At 70.9% G+C, this 15,314-nt stretch carries 10 protein-coding genes; 6 read left to right on the top strand and 4 right to left on the bottom strand.

Features of this window, described 5'->3' with window-relative positions:
- The first annotated feature begins 319 nt into the window (after positions 1–319).
- Together hpf and IE109_RS30190 are read left to right on the top strand one after the other, a co-directional pair.
- The gene (gene hpf / locus IE109_RS30185) at positions 320–1,006 is read left to right on the top strand and encodes a ribosome hibernation-promoting factor, HPF/YfiA family (protein ID WP_189554543.1); all 687 of its coding nucleotides are present in this window, start codon (positions 320–322) and stop codon (positions 1,004–1,006) included.
- Between the two features lie 192 nt (positions 1,007–1,198).
- Positions 1,199–1,972 (top strand): response regulator, encoded by a 774-nt coding sequence (locus IE109_RS30190; protein ID WP_189554544.1) that lies wholly within the window; start codon positions 1,199–1,201, stop codon positions 1,970–1,972.
- 16 nt (positions 1,973–1,988) lie between these two features.
- On the opposite strand, the gene IE109_RS30195 is transcribed toward IE109_RS30190, so the two are convergent.
- Together IE109_RS30195 and IE109_RS30200 are read right to left on the bottom strand one after the other, a co-directional pair.
- Complete coding sequence (locus IE109_RS30195) at positions 1,989–3,263, bottom strand: winged helix-turn-helix domain-containing protein (protein WP_189554545.1); 1,275 nt, start codon at positions 3,261–3,263, stop codon at positions 1,989–1,991.
- A 30-nt stretch (positions 3,264–3,293) separates the two neighbouring features.
- On the bottom strand, positions 3,294–3,875 hold the full coding sequence (locus IE109_RS30200; protein WP_189554546.1) for a GNAT family N-acetyltransferase: 582 nt from the start codon (positions 3,873–3,875) through the stop codon (positions 3,294–3,296).
- A 253-nt stretch (positions 3,876–4,128) separates the two neighbouring features.
- Here IE109_RS30200 and secA point away from each other — a divergent pair, with 253 nt between their 5' ends.
- Complete coding sequence (gene secA, locus IE109_RS30205) at positions 4,129–6,951, top strand: preprotein translocase subunit SecA (protein ID WP_189554547.1); 2,823 nt, start codon at positions 4,129–4,131, stop codon at positions 6,949–6,951.
- Positions 6,952–7,034: 83 nt separating this feature from the next.
- Here secA and IE109_RS33470 read toward each other — a convergent pair whose 3' ends face one another.
- Positions 7,035–7,643, bottom strand: a complete 609-nt coding sequence (locus IE109_RS33470; protein WP_229891732.1) for an Rv3235 family protein — start codon at positions 7,641–7,643, stop codon at positions 7,035–7,037.
- Positions 7,644–7,922: 279 nt separating this feature from the next.
- Between IE109_RS33470 and IE109_RS30215 the strand changes: the two genes are divergently transcribed.
- Together IE109_RS30215 and IE109_RS30220 are read left to right on the top strand one after the other, a co-directional pair.
- Positions 7,923–8,429 carry a DUF6912 family protein gene (locus tag IE109_RS30215; protein ID WP_189554548.1) on the top strand — a complete coding sequence of 169 codons (507 nt, stop codon included), beginning with the start codon at positions 7,923–7,925 and terminating at the stop codon, positions 8,427–8,429.
- 105 nt (positions 8,430–8,534) lie between these two features.
- Complete coding sequence (locus IE109_RS30220) at positions 8,535–9,197, top strand: HAD family hydrolase (protein WP_189554549.1); 663 nt, start codon at positions 8,535–8,537, stop codon at positions 9,195–9,197.
- Between the two features lie 218 nt (positions 9,198–9,415).
- Here the strand turns inward: IE109_RS30220 and IE109_RS30225 are convergent, their stop codons facing one another.
- Positions 9,416–9,982 (bottom strand): DJ-1/PfpI family protein, encoded by a 567-nt coding sequence (locus tag IE109_RS30225; protein WP_189554550.1) that lies wholly within the window; start codon positions 9,980–9,982, stop codon positions 9,416–9,418.
- A gap of 382 nt (positions 9,983–10,364) precedes the next feature.
- On the opposite strand from IE109_RS30225, the gene IE109_RS30230 reads away from it, so the two are divergent.
- Positions 10,365–15,314, top strand: a complete 4,950-nt coding sequence (locus tag IE109_RS30230; protein WP_189554551.1) for an NAD-glutamate dehydrogenase — start codon at positions 10,365–10,367, stop codon at positions 15,312–15,314.

Consider the following 15,314-nt stretch of genomic DNA (forward strand, 5'->3'; position numbering starts at 1 on the left):
CAACGTTGAACGTACTGAGGAAGCGAAAACACCTGATCGGAGGTTCGTGCGGACAGCGGGTGCCGACATCCGCTCCAGCGAGCTATGTTCGGGTGTGAGGAATGGCGAAAGCCGCGCTTCACCGAATGCACTGCTGTGTGTTTCCGGCTGGATTCCGGGCACGGTAGGACATCAGGTGGTGGGGTGGGGATCTTGCCGACGGGGGAGGAGGAGGTCGAGTCGCCAAGTCCGAGGCTCCGGTGGTCACCGGGGTCTGGTGCAAAAGGGAGATGCTCGCCGGCCGGTGGGCCGGTGAAGCGATCCGGGAACGGAGTTCTGCGTGGACATCGTCGTCAAAGGCCGCAAAACCGAGGTGCCCGAGCGGTTCCGAAAGCACGTGGCCGAGAAGCTGAAGCTGGAGAAGATCCAGAAGCTCGACGCCAAGGTGATCAGCCTCGACGTCGAGGTGTCCAAGGAACACAACCCGCGGCAGGCGGACCGGTCCGACCGTGTGGAAATCACCCTCCACTCCCGGGGACCGGTGATCCGGGCGGAGGCAGCGGCAGGCGACCCCTACGCAGCCCTTGACCTCGCGACGGGCAAGCTCGAGGCCCGGCTGCGCAAGCAGCACGACAAGCGTCACACCCGCCGTGGCAGCGGCCGACTCTCGGCAGCCGAGGTCGCCGACGCCGTGCCCGGCGTGGCCCACCTGAACGGCAACGGCTCCGTGGCGGTGGAGGAGCGTGAGACCGTCCCCACGACGCGGATGGGCCCGCTCGAAGTACGCGGCGAAGGCCCCCTGGTGGTGCGCGAGAAGACCCACACGGCCGCGCCCATGTCCCTCGACCAGGCTCTCTACGAGATGGAGCTGGTGGGGCACGACTTCTACCTGTTCGTCGACTCCGAGACGAAGCAGCCGAGCGTCGTCTACCGGCGGCACGCCTACGACTACGGCGTCATCCACCTGGAGAGCGACCCGCTCGCCGGGTCCGAGGCAGGCGGCGCGGGGGGCGCGCTCGGTGGTTGACGACCGCTGAAGCACCCCGGGTGGTGCCCCTGGAGCGCTGTGTGCGCCCCCAGGGGCACCACCGTGCGACCAGAGGATCACCTCTTCACCGTCCGGGCATGAAATCATGACGGGGCACGCCAACCGCTGCTCCGAAGGCCGGGGTTGGCGTACCGCTGAGGAACGTCAGGCAGGCCTGCAGGGGGAGGAACGATGGCGGACAGCTTCGGCCCGGTGCACCACCCGGGCGGCTCCGGCGCCCCGGTGGGCGGAGCGGGGTTCGGAAGCGGTGCCGGCAGCGACACCGAGGGCGGCGCGTCCCGCAAGGAGCCCATCAGGGTCCTGGTGGTGGACGACCACGCGCTCTTCCGCAGGGGTCTGGAGATCGTCCTCGCCCAGGAGGAGGACATCCAGGTGGTCGGCGAGGCGGGCGACGGCGCGGAAGCCGTCGACAAGGCCGCCGACCTGCTGCCCGACATCGTGCTGATGGATGTCCGGATGCCCAAACGCGGCGGTATCGAGGCGTGCACCTCCATCAAGGAGGTGGCCCCCAGCGCGAAGATCATCATGCTGACGATCAGCGACGAGGAGGCGGACCTCTACGACGCGATCAAGGCGGGCGCGACCGGCTACCTCCTCAAGGAGATCTCCACCGACGAGGTGGCCACCGCCATCCGGGCCGTCGCCGACGGGCAGTCCCAGATCAGCCCGTCCATGGCGTCGAAGCTGCTCACCGAGTTCAAGTCGATGATCCAGCGCACCGACGAGCGCCGGCTCGTCCCGGCGCCCCGGCTGACCGACCGGGAGCTGGAGGTCCTGAAGCTGGTCGCCACCGGGATGAACAACCGGGACATCGCCAAGGAGCTCTTCATCTCCGAGAACACGGTGAAGAACCACGTCCGCAACATCCTGGAGAAGCTCCAGCTGCACTCCAGGATGGAAGCGGTCGTCTACGCGATGCGGGAGAAGATCCTCGAGATCAGGTGAGGCCCGCCGGCGCGGCTCAGCCGAGACGGGCCAGGGCGGACGACAGCACGGGCCCGAGCTCGGGACGGTCGACGCGCTCGATCCGTACGGCATCGCAGCCCACCCACTCGGCTGCCTCGCGCAGCGCCTGCGCCATGGGGGCGACGGCCTTCGGCGACACCAGCGAGACCTGCTTGGCCACCAGGGTGCTGCCCTCGCGGGCCGGATCCACCCGGCCCATCAGCTTCCCGCCGGCGAGCAGCGGCATGGCGAAGTAGCCGTGTATCCGCTTCTGCTTGGGGACGTATGCCTCCAGGCGGTGCGTGAAGCCGAAGATCCGCTCCGTCCGGGCGCGCTCCCAGATCAACGAGTCGAACGGCGACAGCAGGGTCGTGCGGTGGCGGCCGCGCGCCGCACTCGCCAGGGCCTCCGGATCCGCCCAGGCCGGCTTGTCCCAGCCCTGCACCCGCACCGGCACCAGCCCCGAGTCGGCGACCACGGCGTCGAACTGCTCGCCCTTCAGCCGGTGGTAGTCGGCGATGTCCGCGCGCGTGCCCACCCCCAGCGCCTGCCCCGCCAGCCGGACCAGCCTCCGCAGGCACTCCGTGTCGTCCAGCTCGTCGTGCAGCAGGTCGGCCGGAATGGCGCGCTCGGCCAGGTCGTACACCCGCTTCCAGCCGCGCCGGTCGGTGCACACCACCTCGCCGTACATCAGCGCCCGCTCGACGGCGACCTTCGACTCGGACCAGTCCCACCACTCCCCGCCGTTCTTGGCGCCGCCGAGCTCCGTCGCCGTCAGCGGACCCTCGGCGCGCAGCTGTTTGATCACCGCGTCATAGGCGCCGTCCGGGAGGTCTTGGTACCACTGCGGACGCGAACGGTAGGCGCGGCGGCGGAAGGCGAAGTGCGGCCACTCCTCGACGGGCAGGACGCACGCCGCGTGCGACCAGTACTCGAAGGCGTGGGGTCGTGCGCGAGACGCCTCGCCCGCGGAAGAGGACCCGCCCCCGGACAGGGACCCGCCCGCGGAGGAGGACGCGCCCGCGGCGGCGGTCGTCCAGTACGCGGCCTCCACGGCCGTGCGGCCGACGGCGCCCAGCCGGGCGTACGGGATCAGCTCGTGGGAGCGGGCGAGCACCGAGATCGTGTCCAGCTGGACGGCGCCGAGCCGGCGCAGCACGCCGCGCACCCCCGCGCGGCGGTCGGGCGCGCCGAGGAAGCCCTGGGCGCGCAGGGCGATACGACGGGCCTCGTCGGCGGAGAGTTCGGCGATGGGGGGCGGCAGGGGCGTCGTGATCCGCGCGGTCGTCATGCTCGGCACGATAGACCGCGGCACTGACAGTCAGGCCGGGTCCGGCCGGGCCGGCAGGTAGGGCAGCCGGGACGCCAGTCCCAGGTCGGACGGGAGCAGGGAGCCGACCCAGCAGTCGCGGACGGTCCCCCGGTGCTCCATGCCCGCGCGCAGGACGCCCTCCACGGTGAACCCGGCCTTCTCGGCGACCGCGCGGGAGGCCGGGTTGCCGACCTGGGCGCGCCACTCCAGCCGGGCGCAGCCGAGGTCGGTGAAGGCCCAGCGGGCCAGGGCCACCACCGCCTCGGCGGCGTACCCGTGGCCCCGGTGGTCCGCGACCGTGTAGTAGCCGACCTCCCAGCAGCCGGAGCGCGGGTGGTGGATGCCGATGGAGGCCAGCAGGGGGCCGCCCTCCCTGGGGCGTACGGAGAAGGCGTACTCCGTGTCGTCGCGCCAGCCCCCGGGGACCTGGCGGCCGACGAAATCCTCCGCGTGCTGCCGCTGGTACGGGGTCGGGACCGGTATCCAGCGCTGGATCGCGGGGTCCTGGCAGGCGGCGAGCACCTCGTCGGTGTCGGCGGGCGTGAAGGGGGTCAGACGCAGGCGCTCTGTGGTGAGGGTGACGGGCTCCATGTCCGGATTCTCCTGCGGTGGGCAGGGGCGGGGCGAACACTTTTCGGGTTCAGCGGCACCTTCGGTACGTCCCGCGCGTTCTTCTTGCGGGCGGCATGTCGGCACGGCAGTCGGCCCAGGTGAGCGCGGACCTCCCGGCGCGGTGGCGTCCTCGCTTACGATGGCCGTTGCGGTGGGGCCCACCTGCCGTGCCCGTGCCAGTGTCCATGACAAGACCTAGTGCCAGGCCCGACCGGCAAGGAGACCAACCTCAGTGTCCGTCTTCAACAAGCTCATGCGTGCAGGCGAAGGCAAGATCCTGCGCAAACTGCACCGCATCGCGGACCAGGTCAACTCCATCGAAGAGGACTTCGTCAACCTCTCCGACGCCGAGTTGCGGGCGCTCACCGAGGAGTACAAGCAGCGGTACGCCGACGGTGAGAGCCTCGACGACCTGATGCCCGAAGCGTTCGCGACGGTCCGCGAGGCCGCGAAGCGCGTGCTCGGCCAGCGCCACTACGACGTCCAGCTGATGGGTGGCGCCGCGCTGCACCTCGGTTACGTCGCCGAGATGAAGACCGGTGAGGGCAAGACCCTCGTCGGTACGCTCCCGGCCTACCTCAACGCGCTGTCCGGCAAGGGCGTGCACCTGATCACGGTCAACGACTACCTGGCCGAGCGCGACTCCGAGATGATGGGCCGGGTCCACAAGTTCCTCGGCCTGACGGTCGGCTGCATCCTGGCGAACATGTCGCCCGCGCAGCGCCGCGAGATGTACAACTGCGACATCACGTACGGCACGAACAACGAGTTCGGCTTCGACTACCTGCGCGACAACATGGCGTGGTCCAAGGACGAGCTGGTCCAGCGCGGCCACAACTTCGCCTGTGTCGACGAGGTCGACTCCATCCTGGTCGACGAGGCCCGTACGCCGCTGATCATCTCCGGCCCGGCCGACCAGGCCACCAAGTGGTACGGCGACTTCGCCAAGCTGGTCACCCGCCTCACGAAGGGCGAGCCCGGCAACCCCCTCAAGGGCATCGAGGAGACCGGCGACTACGAGGTCGACGAGAAGAAGCGCACCGTCGCCATCCACGAGTCCGGCGTCGCCAAGGTCGAGGACTGGCTGGGCATCGACAACCTCTACGAGTCGGTGAACACCCCCCTCGTCGGGTACCTGAACAACGCCATCAAGGCCAAGGAACTGTTCAAGAAGGACAAGGACTACGTCGTCATCGACGGCGAAGTCATGATCGTCGACGAGCACACCGGCCGTATCCTCGCCGGCCGCCGCTACAACGAGGGCATGCACCAGGCGATCGAGGCGAAGGAGGGGGTGGACATCAAGGACGAGAACCAGACCCTCGCCACGATCACCCTCCAGAACTTCTTCCGCCTCTACGACAAGCTCTCCGGCATGACCGGTACGGCCATGACCGAGGCCGCCGAGTTCCACCAGATCTACAAGCTGGGCGTCGTCCCGATCCCGACGAACCGGCCGATGGTCCGCAAGGACCAGTCGGACCTGATCTACCGCACCGAGGTCGCGAAGTTCGCCGCGGTCGTCGACGACATCGAGGAGAAGCACAAGAAGGGCCAGCCGATCCTCGTCGGTACGACGTCGGTCGAGAAGTCCGAGTACCTCTCGCAGCAGCTGTCCAAGCGCGGCATCCAGCACGAGGTGCTCAACGCCAAGCAGCACGACCGTGAGGCGTCGATCGTCGCCCAGGCGGGCCGCAAGGGCGCCGTCACCGTCGCCACCAACATGGCCGGCCGCGGTACCGACATCAAGCTCGGCGGCAACCCGGACGACCTCGCCGAGGCCGAGCTGCGCCAGCGGGGCCTCGACCCGGTCGAGCACGCGGAGGAGTGGGTGGCCGCGCTGCCCGCCGCCCTGGAGAAGGCCGAACTCGCCGTCAAGGCCGAGTCCGAGGAGGTCAAGGAGCTCGGCGGACTGTACGTCCTGGGCACCGAGCGGCACGAGTCCCGCCGTATCGACAACCAGCTGCGCGGTCGTTCCGGCCGTCAGGGCGACCCCGGCGAGTCCCGCTTCTACCTGTCGCTGGGCGACGACCTGATGCGGCTGTTCAAGGCGCAGATGGTCGAGCGCGTGATGTCGATGGCCAACGTGCCCGACGACGTACCGATCGAGAACAAGATGGTCACGCGCGCGATCGCGTCCGCGCAGTCGCAGGTCGAGCAGCAGAACTTCGAGACGCGTAAGAACGTCCTGAAGTACGACGAGGTGCTCAACCGGCAGCGCGAGGTCATCTACGGCGAGCGCCGCCGCGTCCTGGAGGGCGAGGACCTGCACGAGCAGATCCGCCACTTCATGGACGACACGATCGACGCCTACATCGAGGCCGAGACCGTCGAGGGCTTCGCCGAGGAGTGGGACCTGGAGCGGCTGTGGGGCGCGTTCAAGCAGCTCTACCCGTGCAAGGTCACCATCGAGGAGCTCGAGGAGGCGGCCGGCGACCGGGCCGGTATCACCGCCGAGTTCATCGCGGAGTCCGTCAAGGAGGACATCCACGAGCAGTACGACGCGCGCGAGAAGCAGCTCGGCTCCGACATCATGCGCGAGCTGGAGCGGCGCGTGGTCCTGTCCGTGCTGGACCGCAAGTGGCGTGAGCACCTCTACGAGATGGACTACCTCCAGGAGGGCATCGGCCTGCGCGCGATGGCGCAGAAGGACCCGCTGGTCGAGTACCAGCGCGAGGGCTTCGACATGTTCACCGCCATGATGGAGGGCATCAAGGAGGAGTCCGTCGGCTACCTGTTCAACCTGGAGGTCCAGGTCGAGCAGCAGGTCGAGGAGGTCCCGGTGCAGGACGCGGCCGCCAGGCCGTCCCTCGCCAAGGAGGACGCCGTTCCGGCACAGGCGGGCGCCGCCCGTCCGGAGATCCGGGCCAAGGGCCTGGACGCGCCGCAGCGGCCGGACCGGCTGCACTTCTCCGCGCCCACCGTGGACGGCGAGGGCGGTGTCATCGAGGGCGACTTCGACAACGGTGACGGGTCGTCCCGGTCCGAGGCGGACGGGATGACGCGGGCGGAGCGCCGCAAGGCCCAGAAGGGCGGGCGTCGCCGCAAGAAGTGACCCCTCGCCGTAGGGCGGGGCGGTACCGGTGCCGGGCCGGGTGCGTGACGCGAGTCGCGCGCCCGGCCTTCGGCGTCCTCAGGTCAGGAGCGCTCCCCACCGAGCTCCACGGCGGCGCAGCGCCATTTGCGGTCGGTGCCCTGTTCCAGGCGGAACGCCATCGCGCGGACCTGCTCGCCCGCCGCGATGCTCGCGAACGCCTCCACCACGCCCGGGCGCAGCGGGAAGCCGCCGCAGCGGCGGATCACGGGACGTGCGCCCCGGGCGCGCAGGGGCGTGGTGGGCGCGAGCCGGATCAGCTGGTCGTACGCCTCGCCGACGGTCTGGCCGAGCATCCAGTGGACGGGACGCTCACCGCTGAGGACGGCGAGCAGCCGTTCGGCGAAGAGGACGTGCGGCGGGAGCGGCCCCCGGGCCGGCGGGCCGGCGGCGGTGCGGCCCGGGGCGGCGCCGGTCGGGGTCGTGCGGGTGGTGGCGGTGGCACGGGCCCGGGTGGTGCCGGCCGGGAAGGCGCGGTCCGGCGGGGCCTCGGCCGGGGCGGCGCCGGCCGGGGGCGTGCGGGTCGTGGCGGTGGTGCGGGCCGCGGTGGGGCTCGCGGCCGGGCGGGGTGAACCGGGCCGGACCGAGCCCGGGCCGCGGCGGCTCCGGCGGCGGGCCGGGCCGGACGTCGTCCTCGTTGCGGTGGTGCTCATGATGATCGCCCCCGTGCCTGGGACCCGGTTGTCTACCGGGCGGTAACTTGCGTTGGTGATCTTCTACGGGGGTCGGGAGAGGGCCCGCAATCAGCGCCCGGGCGGCGGCCGGATTCGTCGGTCGATCACCTATCAGAGTGACGACGGGGGCCTGAGCACCGCGGTCGGAGGGATGACGCGCTGCACCGGGTGGACGGGACGGCCCGCCGCCCACCGGCCCTGAAGGGGGACTCCGCACGTATCCTGAGGGCGTCTCCCGACTACGGAAAGCGGCCTGCCATGCGCGTCTACGTCCCCCTGACCCTCCCCGGTCTCGCACAGGCGCACAAGGCGGGCGAGCTGGGCCCCGGCCCGCTGACCGCGTACGCCGTGACGCCCGGACTGCGCGAGTGGTACGTGTCGGACGACATCGAGGAGCTGGAGTACGCGGCGCTCAGCCGGGCGGCGGCGGCGTCGCTGCGGATGCTGGCCGCCGATCCGTCCGTGGCGCGGCGCCGGGTGGTCGTGGCCGTCGACGTGCCCGACGGGGCCGCGGTCGCCGATCCCGACGGGCCGCTGGACCCCTCGTCGGTGGGCGAGGTGCGGATCGCGCGGGCGGTGGCGCTCACGAAGGCGGCGGCGGTGCACGCGGACGCGGACGACGCCGAGGCCGACGTGTCCGCCGCGGCCGAGGCGCTGGGCGCGGCGGACCACGGGGACGACGACGCGCAGTTCGTGGTGGACGGGGCGGAGGACCACGAACTGCTGTGGTTCGGCGTGCAGGAGATCCCCGCGCTGATCGGCTGATGCGCCGGTCGGCCGGGGCGCCGGTCGGCCGAGGCGCCGGTCGGCTGATCCGGCCGGCTGTGGACGGCGGGGTCCGTTGTCGGAGGCTGCCGGTACCTTCTTGACATGGGGAAGCGCGGCACACACCTGGTGTGGGACTGGAACGGCACACTGCTCGACGACATCGACGCGGTGATCGGGGCGACGAACGCCGCGTTCGAGGAGATAGGACTGGAGCCGATCACGCTCGCGCGGTACAGGGAGCTGTACCGGGTGCCGGTCCCCCTCTTCTACGAGCAGTTGATGGGCCGGTTGCCGACCGAGGCGGAGTGGCTGGTGATGGACGAGGCCTTCCACCGCCACTACTGGGTGCGGGCCGAGGTGTGCGGACTGGCGGAGGGCGCCGCCGAACTGCTGGCGGCGCGCCAGGACGCCGGGCTGACGCAGTCGCTGCTGTCGCTGGCCCCGCACGAGCTGTTGCTGCCGATCGTGCGGCGGCACGGCATAGCGGAGCGGTTCGTCCGGGTGGACGGGCGGACCGGCGCCTCCACGACCGGCAAGGCGGAGCACATGGTCCGGCACCTGGTGGCGCTGGAGGGCGTGCCGCCGGAGCGGATCGTGGTGATCGGGGACGCGGCGGACGACGCGGTGGCGGCGGCGCACGTGGGGGCGAAGGCGGTGCTCTACACCGGTGGGTCGCACAGCCGGGCCAGCCTGGAGGTGGTCGGCGTGCCGGTCGTGGACACGCTGGCGGAGGCGGTGGCGGTCGCGGAGGAGCTGGTGGCGTGACCGGGACCGCCCGGACGGTCCGGGCCGTCGGACGGCACCACGGTCGGCGGGGTGGCCGGGCGGGCGCGCGGGCGTACCGGGCGGGGACGCCCACCCGCACCGGCCGGGCGGGCGGGCGGGTTGATGACGCGGTCGCCGTGCGGGTCGTCCCGGGGGGCCGGCCGCGCGGGCGCGACCGGCCCCGGCGGAGCGCCCCGGGCGGGCGCGGCCGGCCGGGGTCAGCCGGCGGGGGACGTGGCGCGGAGGACCTTGAGGAACTCGCGCATCCAGACCGGGTGGTCGGGCCAGGCGCGGGAGGAGACCAGGGTGCCGTCGACCACGGCCTCGGTGTCCTGGAAGGTGGCGCCCGCGGCCTGCATGTCGAGTTCCAGGGCGGGGTAGGCGGTGACATGGCGGCCGTCCAGGCCGCCGACCGCGGCCGTCAGCAGGGGGCCGTGACAGATCTGGGCCACCGGCTTGTCGGCATCGAAGAAGGACTTCAGGATCTTGCGCAGCTCGGCGTCGTTACGGAGGTACTCGGGAGCCCGGCCGCCCGGGATCACCACGGCGGCGTACCCGCTGGGTTCGACCTCGGAGAAGGCCAGGTCCGCCGGCCAGGTGTAGCCCGGCTTCTCGGTGTACGTGTCGAAGCCCGGCTCGAAGTCGTGGACGACGAAGCGGAGCTGCTTGCGGGCAGGGGCGGCGATGTGGACCTCGTACCCCTCCTCGCGCAGTCGCTGGTACGGGTACAGGACCTCGAGGGATTCCGCCGCGTCGCCGGTGACGATCAGGATCTTCACGGTCATCACTGCCTGCCTCTGCTGGGAGGTGGTGCGAGGGTGTGTGCCCTCAGGAGACGTGTCGCTGTCCAGAGTGTCAAACTTCGGGGCCTGCTTTTGTACACATACGGCTCATGACGGCCCGGGGGGCAGGAGCGATAGCCTGGACCCGTGATCAGCGCGATACGCCATGGGGGCAGCGGAGCCCCCGGCCGGCGCCCGGAGTGCCACCGTGCCCGGGCGACCGCTGACCCGTTCCATCCGGCCCGGTCGCCAAAATTGGCCAATAACGGCCCGGACATCTCTCATCGCGGCATAGCGTCGTCTCCGACCGGATACCCCGCGTCGTGGCGTTGTGTCACTTCTTCCACCTACGTCACGCAACGGCGCGCGACAGGAGCCAGAGGACATGCAGACCAAGCTGGACGAAGCCAAGGCCGAGCTGCTCGAACGGGCCGCCCGGGTAGCTGAGAACAGCCCGGTCGGGGGGCAACTCCAGACTGGGGCCGAGGACGCGGAGCGTCCGGACCAGGACATCGTCCTCGAATACCTCCAGCGCTACTACCTGCACACCGCCCCCGAGGACCTCACGGACCGCGACCCGGTCGATGTCTTCGGCGCGGCCCTCTCGCACTACCGGCTGGCCGAGAACCGCCCCCAGGGCACCGCCAGCGTCCGGGTGCACACGCCCACCGTCGAGGAGAACGGCTGGACGTGCAGCCACTCCGTCGTCGAGGTCGTCACGGACGACATGCCCTTCCTCGTGGACTCGGTGACCAACGAGCTGTCCCGGCAGGGCCGCGGCATCCACGTCGTGATCCACCCGCAGGTCGTCGTCCGCCGCGACGTGACCGGCAGGCTCATCGAGGTGCTGCCCGACGGGGGCGACGAGAAGGCCACGCACGACGCCCTCACCGAGTCGTGGATCCACGTCGAGATCGACCGCGAGACCGACCGCGCCGACCTCAAGCAGATCACCGCCGACCTGCTGCGGGTCCTGTCCGACGTCCGCGAGACGGTCGAGGACTGGGAGAAGATGCGCGACGCCGCGCTGCGCATCGCCGACGACCTCCCGCGTGAGCCGATCGCCGACGACCTGCGCGACTCCGAGGTCGAGGAGGCCCGCGAGCTGCTGCGCTGGCTGGCCGACGACCACTTCACCTTCCTCGGCTACCGCGAGTACGAGCTGACCGGCGACGACGCGCTGGCCGCCGTGCCCGGCACCGGCCTCGGCATCCTCCGCTCCGACCCGCACCACAGCGACGACGAGGCGCACCCCGTCTCGCCCTCCTTCAACCGGCTGCCGCGCGACGCCCGCGCCAAGGCGCGCGAGCACAAGCTGCTCATCCTGACCAAGGCCAACAGCCGCGCCACCGTGCACCGGCCGTCCTACCTCGACTACGTCGGCGTGAAGAAGTTCGACGTGGACGGCAACGTCGTCGGCGAGCGCCGCTTCCTCGGCCTGTTCTCGTCCGCCGCCTACACCGAGTCCGTGCGCCGTGTGCCGGTGATCCGCCGCAAGGTGGCCGAGGTGCTGGAGAAGGCGGGCTTCTCGCCCAACAGCCACGACGGCCGCGACCTGCTCCAGATCCTGGAGACCTACCCGCGCGACGAGCTGTTCCAGACGCCGGTCGACCAGCTCGAGTCGATCGCCACGAGCGTGCTCTACCTCCAGGAGCGCCGCAAGCTGCGGCTCTACCTCCGCCAGGACGAGTACGGGCGCTACTACTCCGCGCTCGTCTACCTGCCGCGGGACCGCTTCAACACCACCGTCCGGCTGCGGATCATCGACATCCTGAAGGAGGAGCTCGGCGGCACCAGCGTCGACTTCACCGCCTGGAACACCGAGTCGATCCTCTCCCGGCTCCACTTCGTGGTCCGCGTGCCGCAGGGCACCGAGCTGACCCCGCTCACCGACGCCGACACCGAGCGCATCGAGGCCCGGCTCGTCGAGGCCGCCCGCTCCTGGGAGGACGGTTTCGCCGAGGCGCTCAACGCCGAGGTGGGCGAGGAGCGCGCCGCCGAGCTGCTGCGCCGGTACGGCAACTCCTTCCCCGAGGGGTACAAGGCCGACCACACCCCGCGCGCCGCCGTGGCCGACCTCGCCCACCTGGAGCAGCTGATCCGGGGCGAGAAGGAGTTCGCGCTCTCCCTGTACGAGCCCGTCGGCGCGGGCCCGGGCGAGCGCCGGTTCAAGATCTACAAGACCGGTGACCAGATCTCCCTCTCCGCCGTCCTGCCCGTCCTCAACCGGCTGGGCGTCGAGGTCGTCGACGAGCGGCCGTACGAGCTGCGCTGCGCGGACCGCGCCCAGGCGTGGGTCTACGACTTCGGCATGCGCATGCCGCACGGCGCGGGCAGCGGCGACTACCTCGCCGACGACGCCCGCGAGCGGTTCCAGGAGGCGTTCGCCGCCACCTGGACCGGCCGCGCGGAGAACGACGGCTTCAACGCGCTGGTGCTGAGCGCGGGCCTGGGCTGGCGGCAGGCGATGGTGCTGCGGGCGTACGCCAAGTACCTGCGCCAGGCCGGTTCCACGTTCAGCCAGGACTACATGGAGGACACCCTCCGCCACAACGTCCACACCACCCGCCTGCTGGTCTCGCTCTTCGAGGCGCGGATGTCGCCGGAGCGGCAGCGGGCCGGCACCGAGCTGACCGACGGGCTGCTGGAGGAGCTGGACGGCGCGCTGGACCAGGTCGCCTCGCTCGACGAGGACCGGATCCTGCGGTCCTTCCTCACCGTCATCAAGGCCACGCTGCGGACCAACTTCTTCCAGAAGAGGGACGACGGCACGCCGCACGACTACGTGTCGATGAAGTTCGACCCGCAGGCCATCCCCGACCTGCCGGCGCCGCGCCCGGCGTTCGAGATCTGGGTGTACTCGCCGCGCGTCGAGGGCGTCCACCTGCGCTTCGGCAAGGTCGCGCGAGGCGGCCTGCGCTGGTCGGACCGGCGCGAGGACTTCCGTACCGAGATCCTCGGCCTGGTCAAGGCGCAGATGGTCAAGAACACCGTCATCGTGCCGGTGGGCGCCAAGGGCGGGTTCGTGGCCAAGCAACTGCCGGACCCGGCCGTCGACCGGGACGCCTGGATGGCGGAGGGCATCGCCAGCTACCGGACCTTCATCTCGGCGCTGCTCGACATCACCGACAACATGGTGGCGGGCGAGGTCGTCCCGCCGGCCGACGTCGTCCGGCACGACGAGGACGACACGTACCTCGTCGTCGCCGCCGACAAGGGCACGGCGACGTTCTCCGACATCGCCAACGAGGTCGCGGTCGCCTACGGCTTCTGGCTCGGCGACGCGTTCGCGTCCGGCGGCTCGGCCGGGTACGACCACAAGGGCATGGGCATCACCGCCCGCGGCGCCTGGGAGTCGGTCAAGCGGCACTTCCGGGAGCTGGGCCACGACACGCAGACCGAGGACTTCACGGTCGTCGGCGTCGGCGACATGTCGGGAGACGTGTTCGGCAACGGCATGCTGCTGAGCGAGCACATCCGGCTGATCGCGGCCTTCGACCACCGGCACATCTTCATCGACCCGAACCCGGACGCGGCCGTCTCGTACGCCGAGCGGCGCCGCCTGTTCGAGCTGCCGCGCAGCTCCTGGGCCGACTACGACAAGCAGCTGCTGTCCGCGGGCGGCGGCATCCACCCGCGTACGGCCAAGTCGATCCCGGTCAACGGGCACATGCGGGCGGCCCTCGGAATCGAGGGGGCGGTCACCAAGCTGACCCCCGCCGAACTGATGCAGGCCATCCTCAAGGCGCCGGTGGACCTGCTGTGGAACGGCGGCATCGGTACGTACGTCAAGGCGGCCACCGAGTCGCACGGCGACGTCGGCGACAAGGCCAACGACGCCATCCGGGTCAACGGCGAGGACCTGCGGGTCAAGGTCGTCGGCGAGGGCGGCAACCTGGGCCTGACCCAGCTCGGCCGGATCGAGTTCGCCTCGAAGGGTGGTCCCGGCGGCGAGGGCGGCAAGGTCAACACCGACGCCATCGACAACAGCGCGGGCGTGGACACCTCCGACCACGAGGTGAACATCAAGATCCTGCTCAACGGCCTGGTCGCCGACGGCGACATGACCGTCAAGCAGCGCAACAGGATCCTCGCCGAGATGACCGACGAGGTGGGCTCCCTCGTCCTGCGCAACAACTACGCGCAGAACGTGGCGCTCGCCAACGCCGTCAAGCAGTCGGCGTCGCTCCTCCACGCCCACCAGCGCTTCATGCGCCGTCTGGGCCGCGAGGGCCGGCTCGACCGGGCGCTGGAGTTCCTGCCCAACGACCGCCAGATCCGCGAGCTGCTCAACGCGGGCAGGGGGCTGAGCCAGCCCGAGCTGGCCGTCCTCCTCGCGTACACCAAGATCACGGTGGCGGACGAGCTGATCCACACGGACCTGCCCGACGACCCGTACCTGCGCGAGCTGCTGCACGCGTACTTCCCGTCGAAGCTGCGCGAGGAGTTCGCCGACCAGATCGACGCCCACGCGCTGCGCCGCGAGATCATCACGACGGTGCTGGTCAACGACACCGTCAACGCGGGTGGCTCGACCTTCCTGCACCGGCTGCGGGAGGAGACCGGAGCCTCGATCGAGGAGATCGTCCGGGCGCAGACCGCCGCCCGTGCGATCTTCGGCCTCAGCGAGGTGTGGGACGCCGTCGAGGCGCTGGACAACAAGGTGGACGCCGAGGTCCAGACCCGGATCCGGCTGCACTCCCGGCGCCTGGTCGAGCGCGGTACGCGCTGGCTGCTGGGCAACCGGCCGCAGCCGGTCCAGCTCGCCGAGACCGTCGAGTTCTTCGCCGAGCGCGTGGAGCAGGTCTGGGCGAAGCTGCCGCAGATGCTGCGCGGCGCCGACCTGGAGTGGTACGAGTCGATCGTCGCCGAGCTGACGTCGGCGGGCGTCCCGGAGGAGCTGGCGCTGCGGGTGGCCGGCTTCTCGTCCGCGTTCCCGACGCTCGACATCGTCGCGATCGCGGACCGGACGGGCAAGGACCCGATGGCGGTCGCCGAGGTCTACTACGACCTGGCGGACCGGCTCTCCATCACCCAGCTGATGGACCGGATCATCGAGCTGCCGCGCGCCGACCGCTGGCAGTCGATGGCCCGTGCCTCCATCCGCGAGGACCTGTACGCGGCCCACGCGGCGCTCACCGCCGATGTGCTGTCCGCCGGGAACGGCACCTCCTCGCCCGAGGAGCGGTTCACCGCCTGGGAGCAGCGCAACGCCGCGATCCTCGGCCGGGCGCGCACGACGCTGGAGGAGATCCAGGGATCGGACGCGTTCGACCTGGCGAACCTGTCGGTCGCGATGCGGACGATGCGGACGCTGCTGCGGACGCACGGCTGA

The organism is Streptomyces lavendofoliae, assembly GCF_014649735.1.
Classification (GTDB): Bacteria; Actinomycetota; Actinomycetes; order Streptomycetales; family Streptomycetaceae; genus Streptomyces; species Streptomyces lavendofoliae.

Coding starts and splice junctions, on each gene's coding strand:
- IE109_RS30190 (WP_189554544.1), top strand. CDS start 1,199: ATGGCGGACAGCTTCGGCCCGGTGCACCACCCGGGCGGCTCCGGCGCC.
- IE109_RS30195 (WP_189554545.1), bottom strand. CDS start 3,263: ATGACGACCGCGCGGATCACGACGCCCCTGCCGCCCCCCATCGCCGAA.
- IE109_RS30200 (WP_189554546.1), bottom strand. CDS start 3,875: ATGGAGCCCGTCACCCTCACCACAGAGCGCCTGCGTCTGACCCCCTTC.
- IE109_RS33470 (WP_229891732.1), bottom strand. CDS start 7,643: ATGAGCACCACCGCAACGAGGACGACGTCCGGCCCGGCCCGCCGCCGG.
- IE109_RS30215 (WP_189554548.1), top strand. CDS start 7,923: ATGCGCGTCTACGTCCCCCTGACCCTCCCCGGTCTCGCACAGGCGCAC.
- IE109_RS30220 (WP_189554549.1), top strand. CDS start 8,535: ATGGGGAAGCGCGGCACACACCTGGTGTGGGACTGGAACGGCACACTG.
- IE109_RS30225 (WP_189554550.1), bottom strand. CDS start 9,982: ATGACCGTGAAGATCCTGATCGTCACCGGCGACGCGGCGGAATCCCTC.
- IE109_RS30230 (WP_189554551.1), top strand. CDS start 10,365: ATGCAGACCAAGCTGGACGAAGCCAAGGCCGAGCTGCTCGAACGGGCC.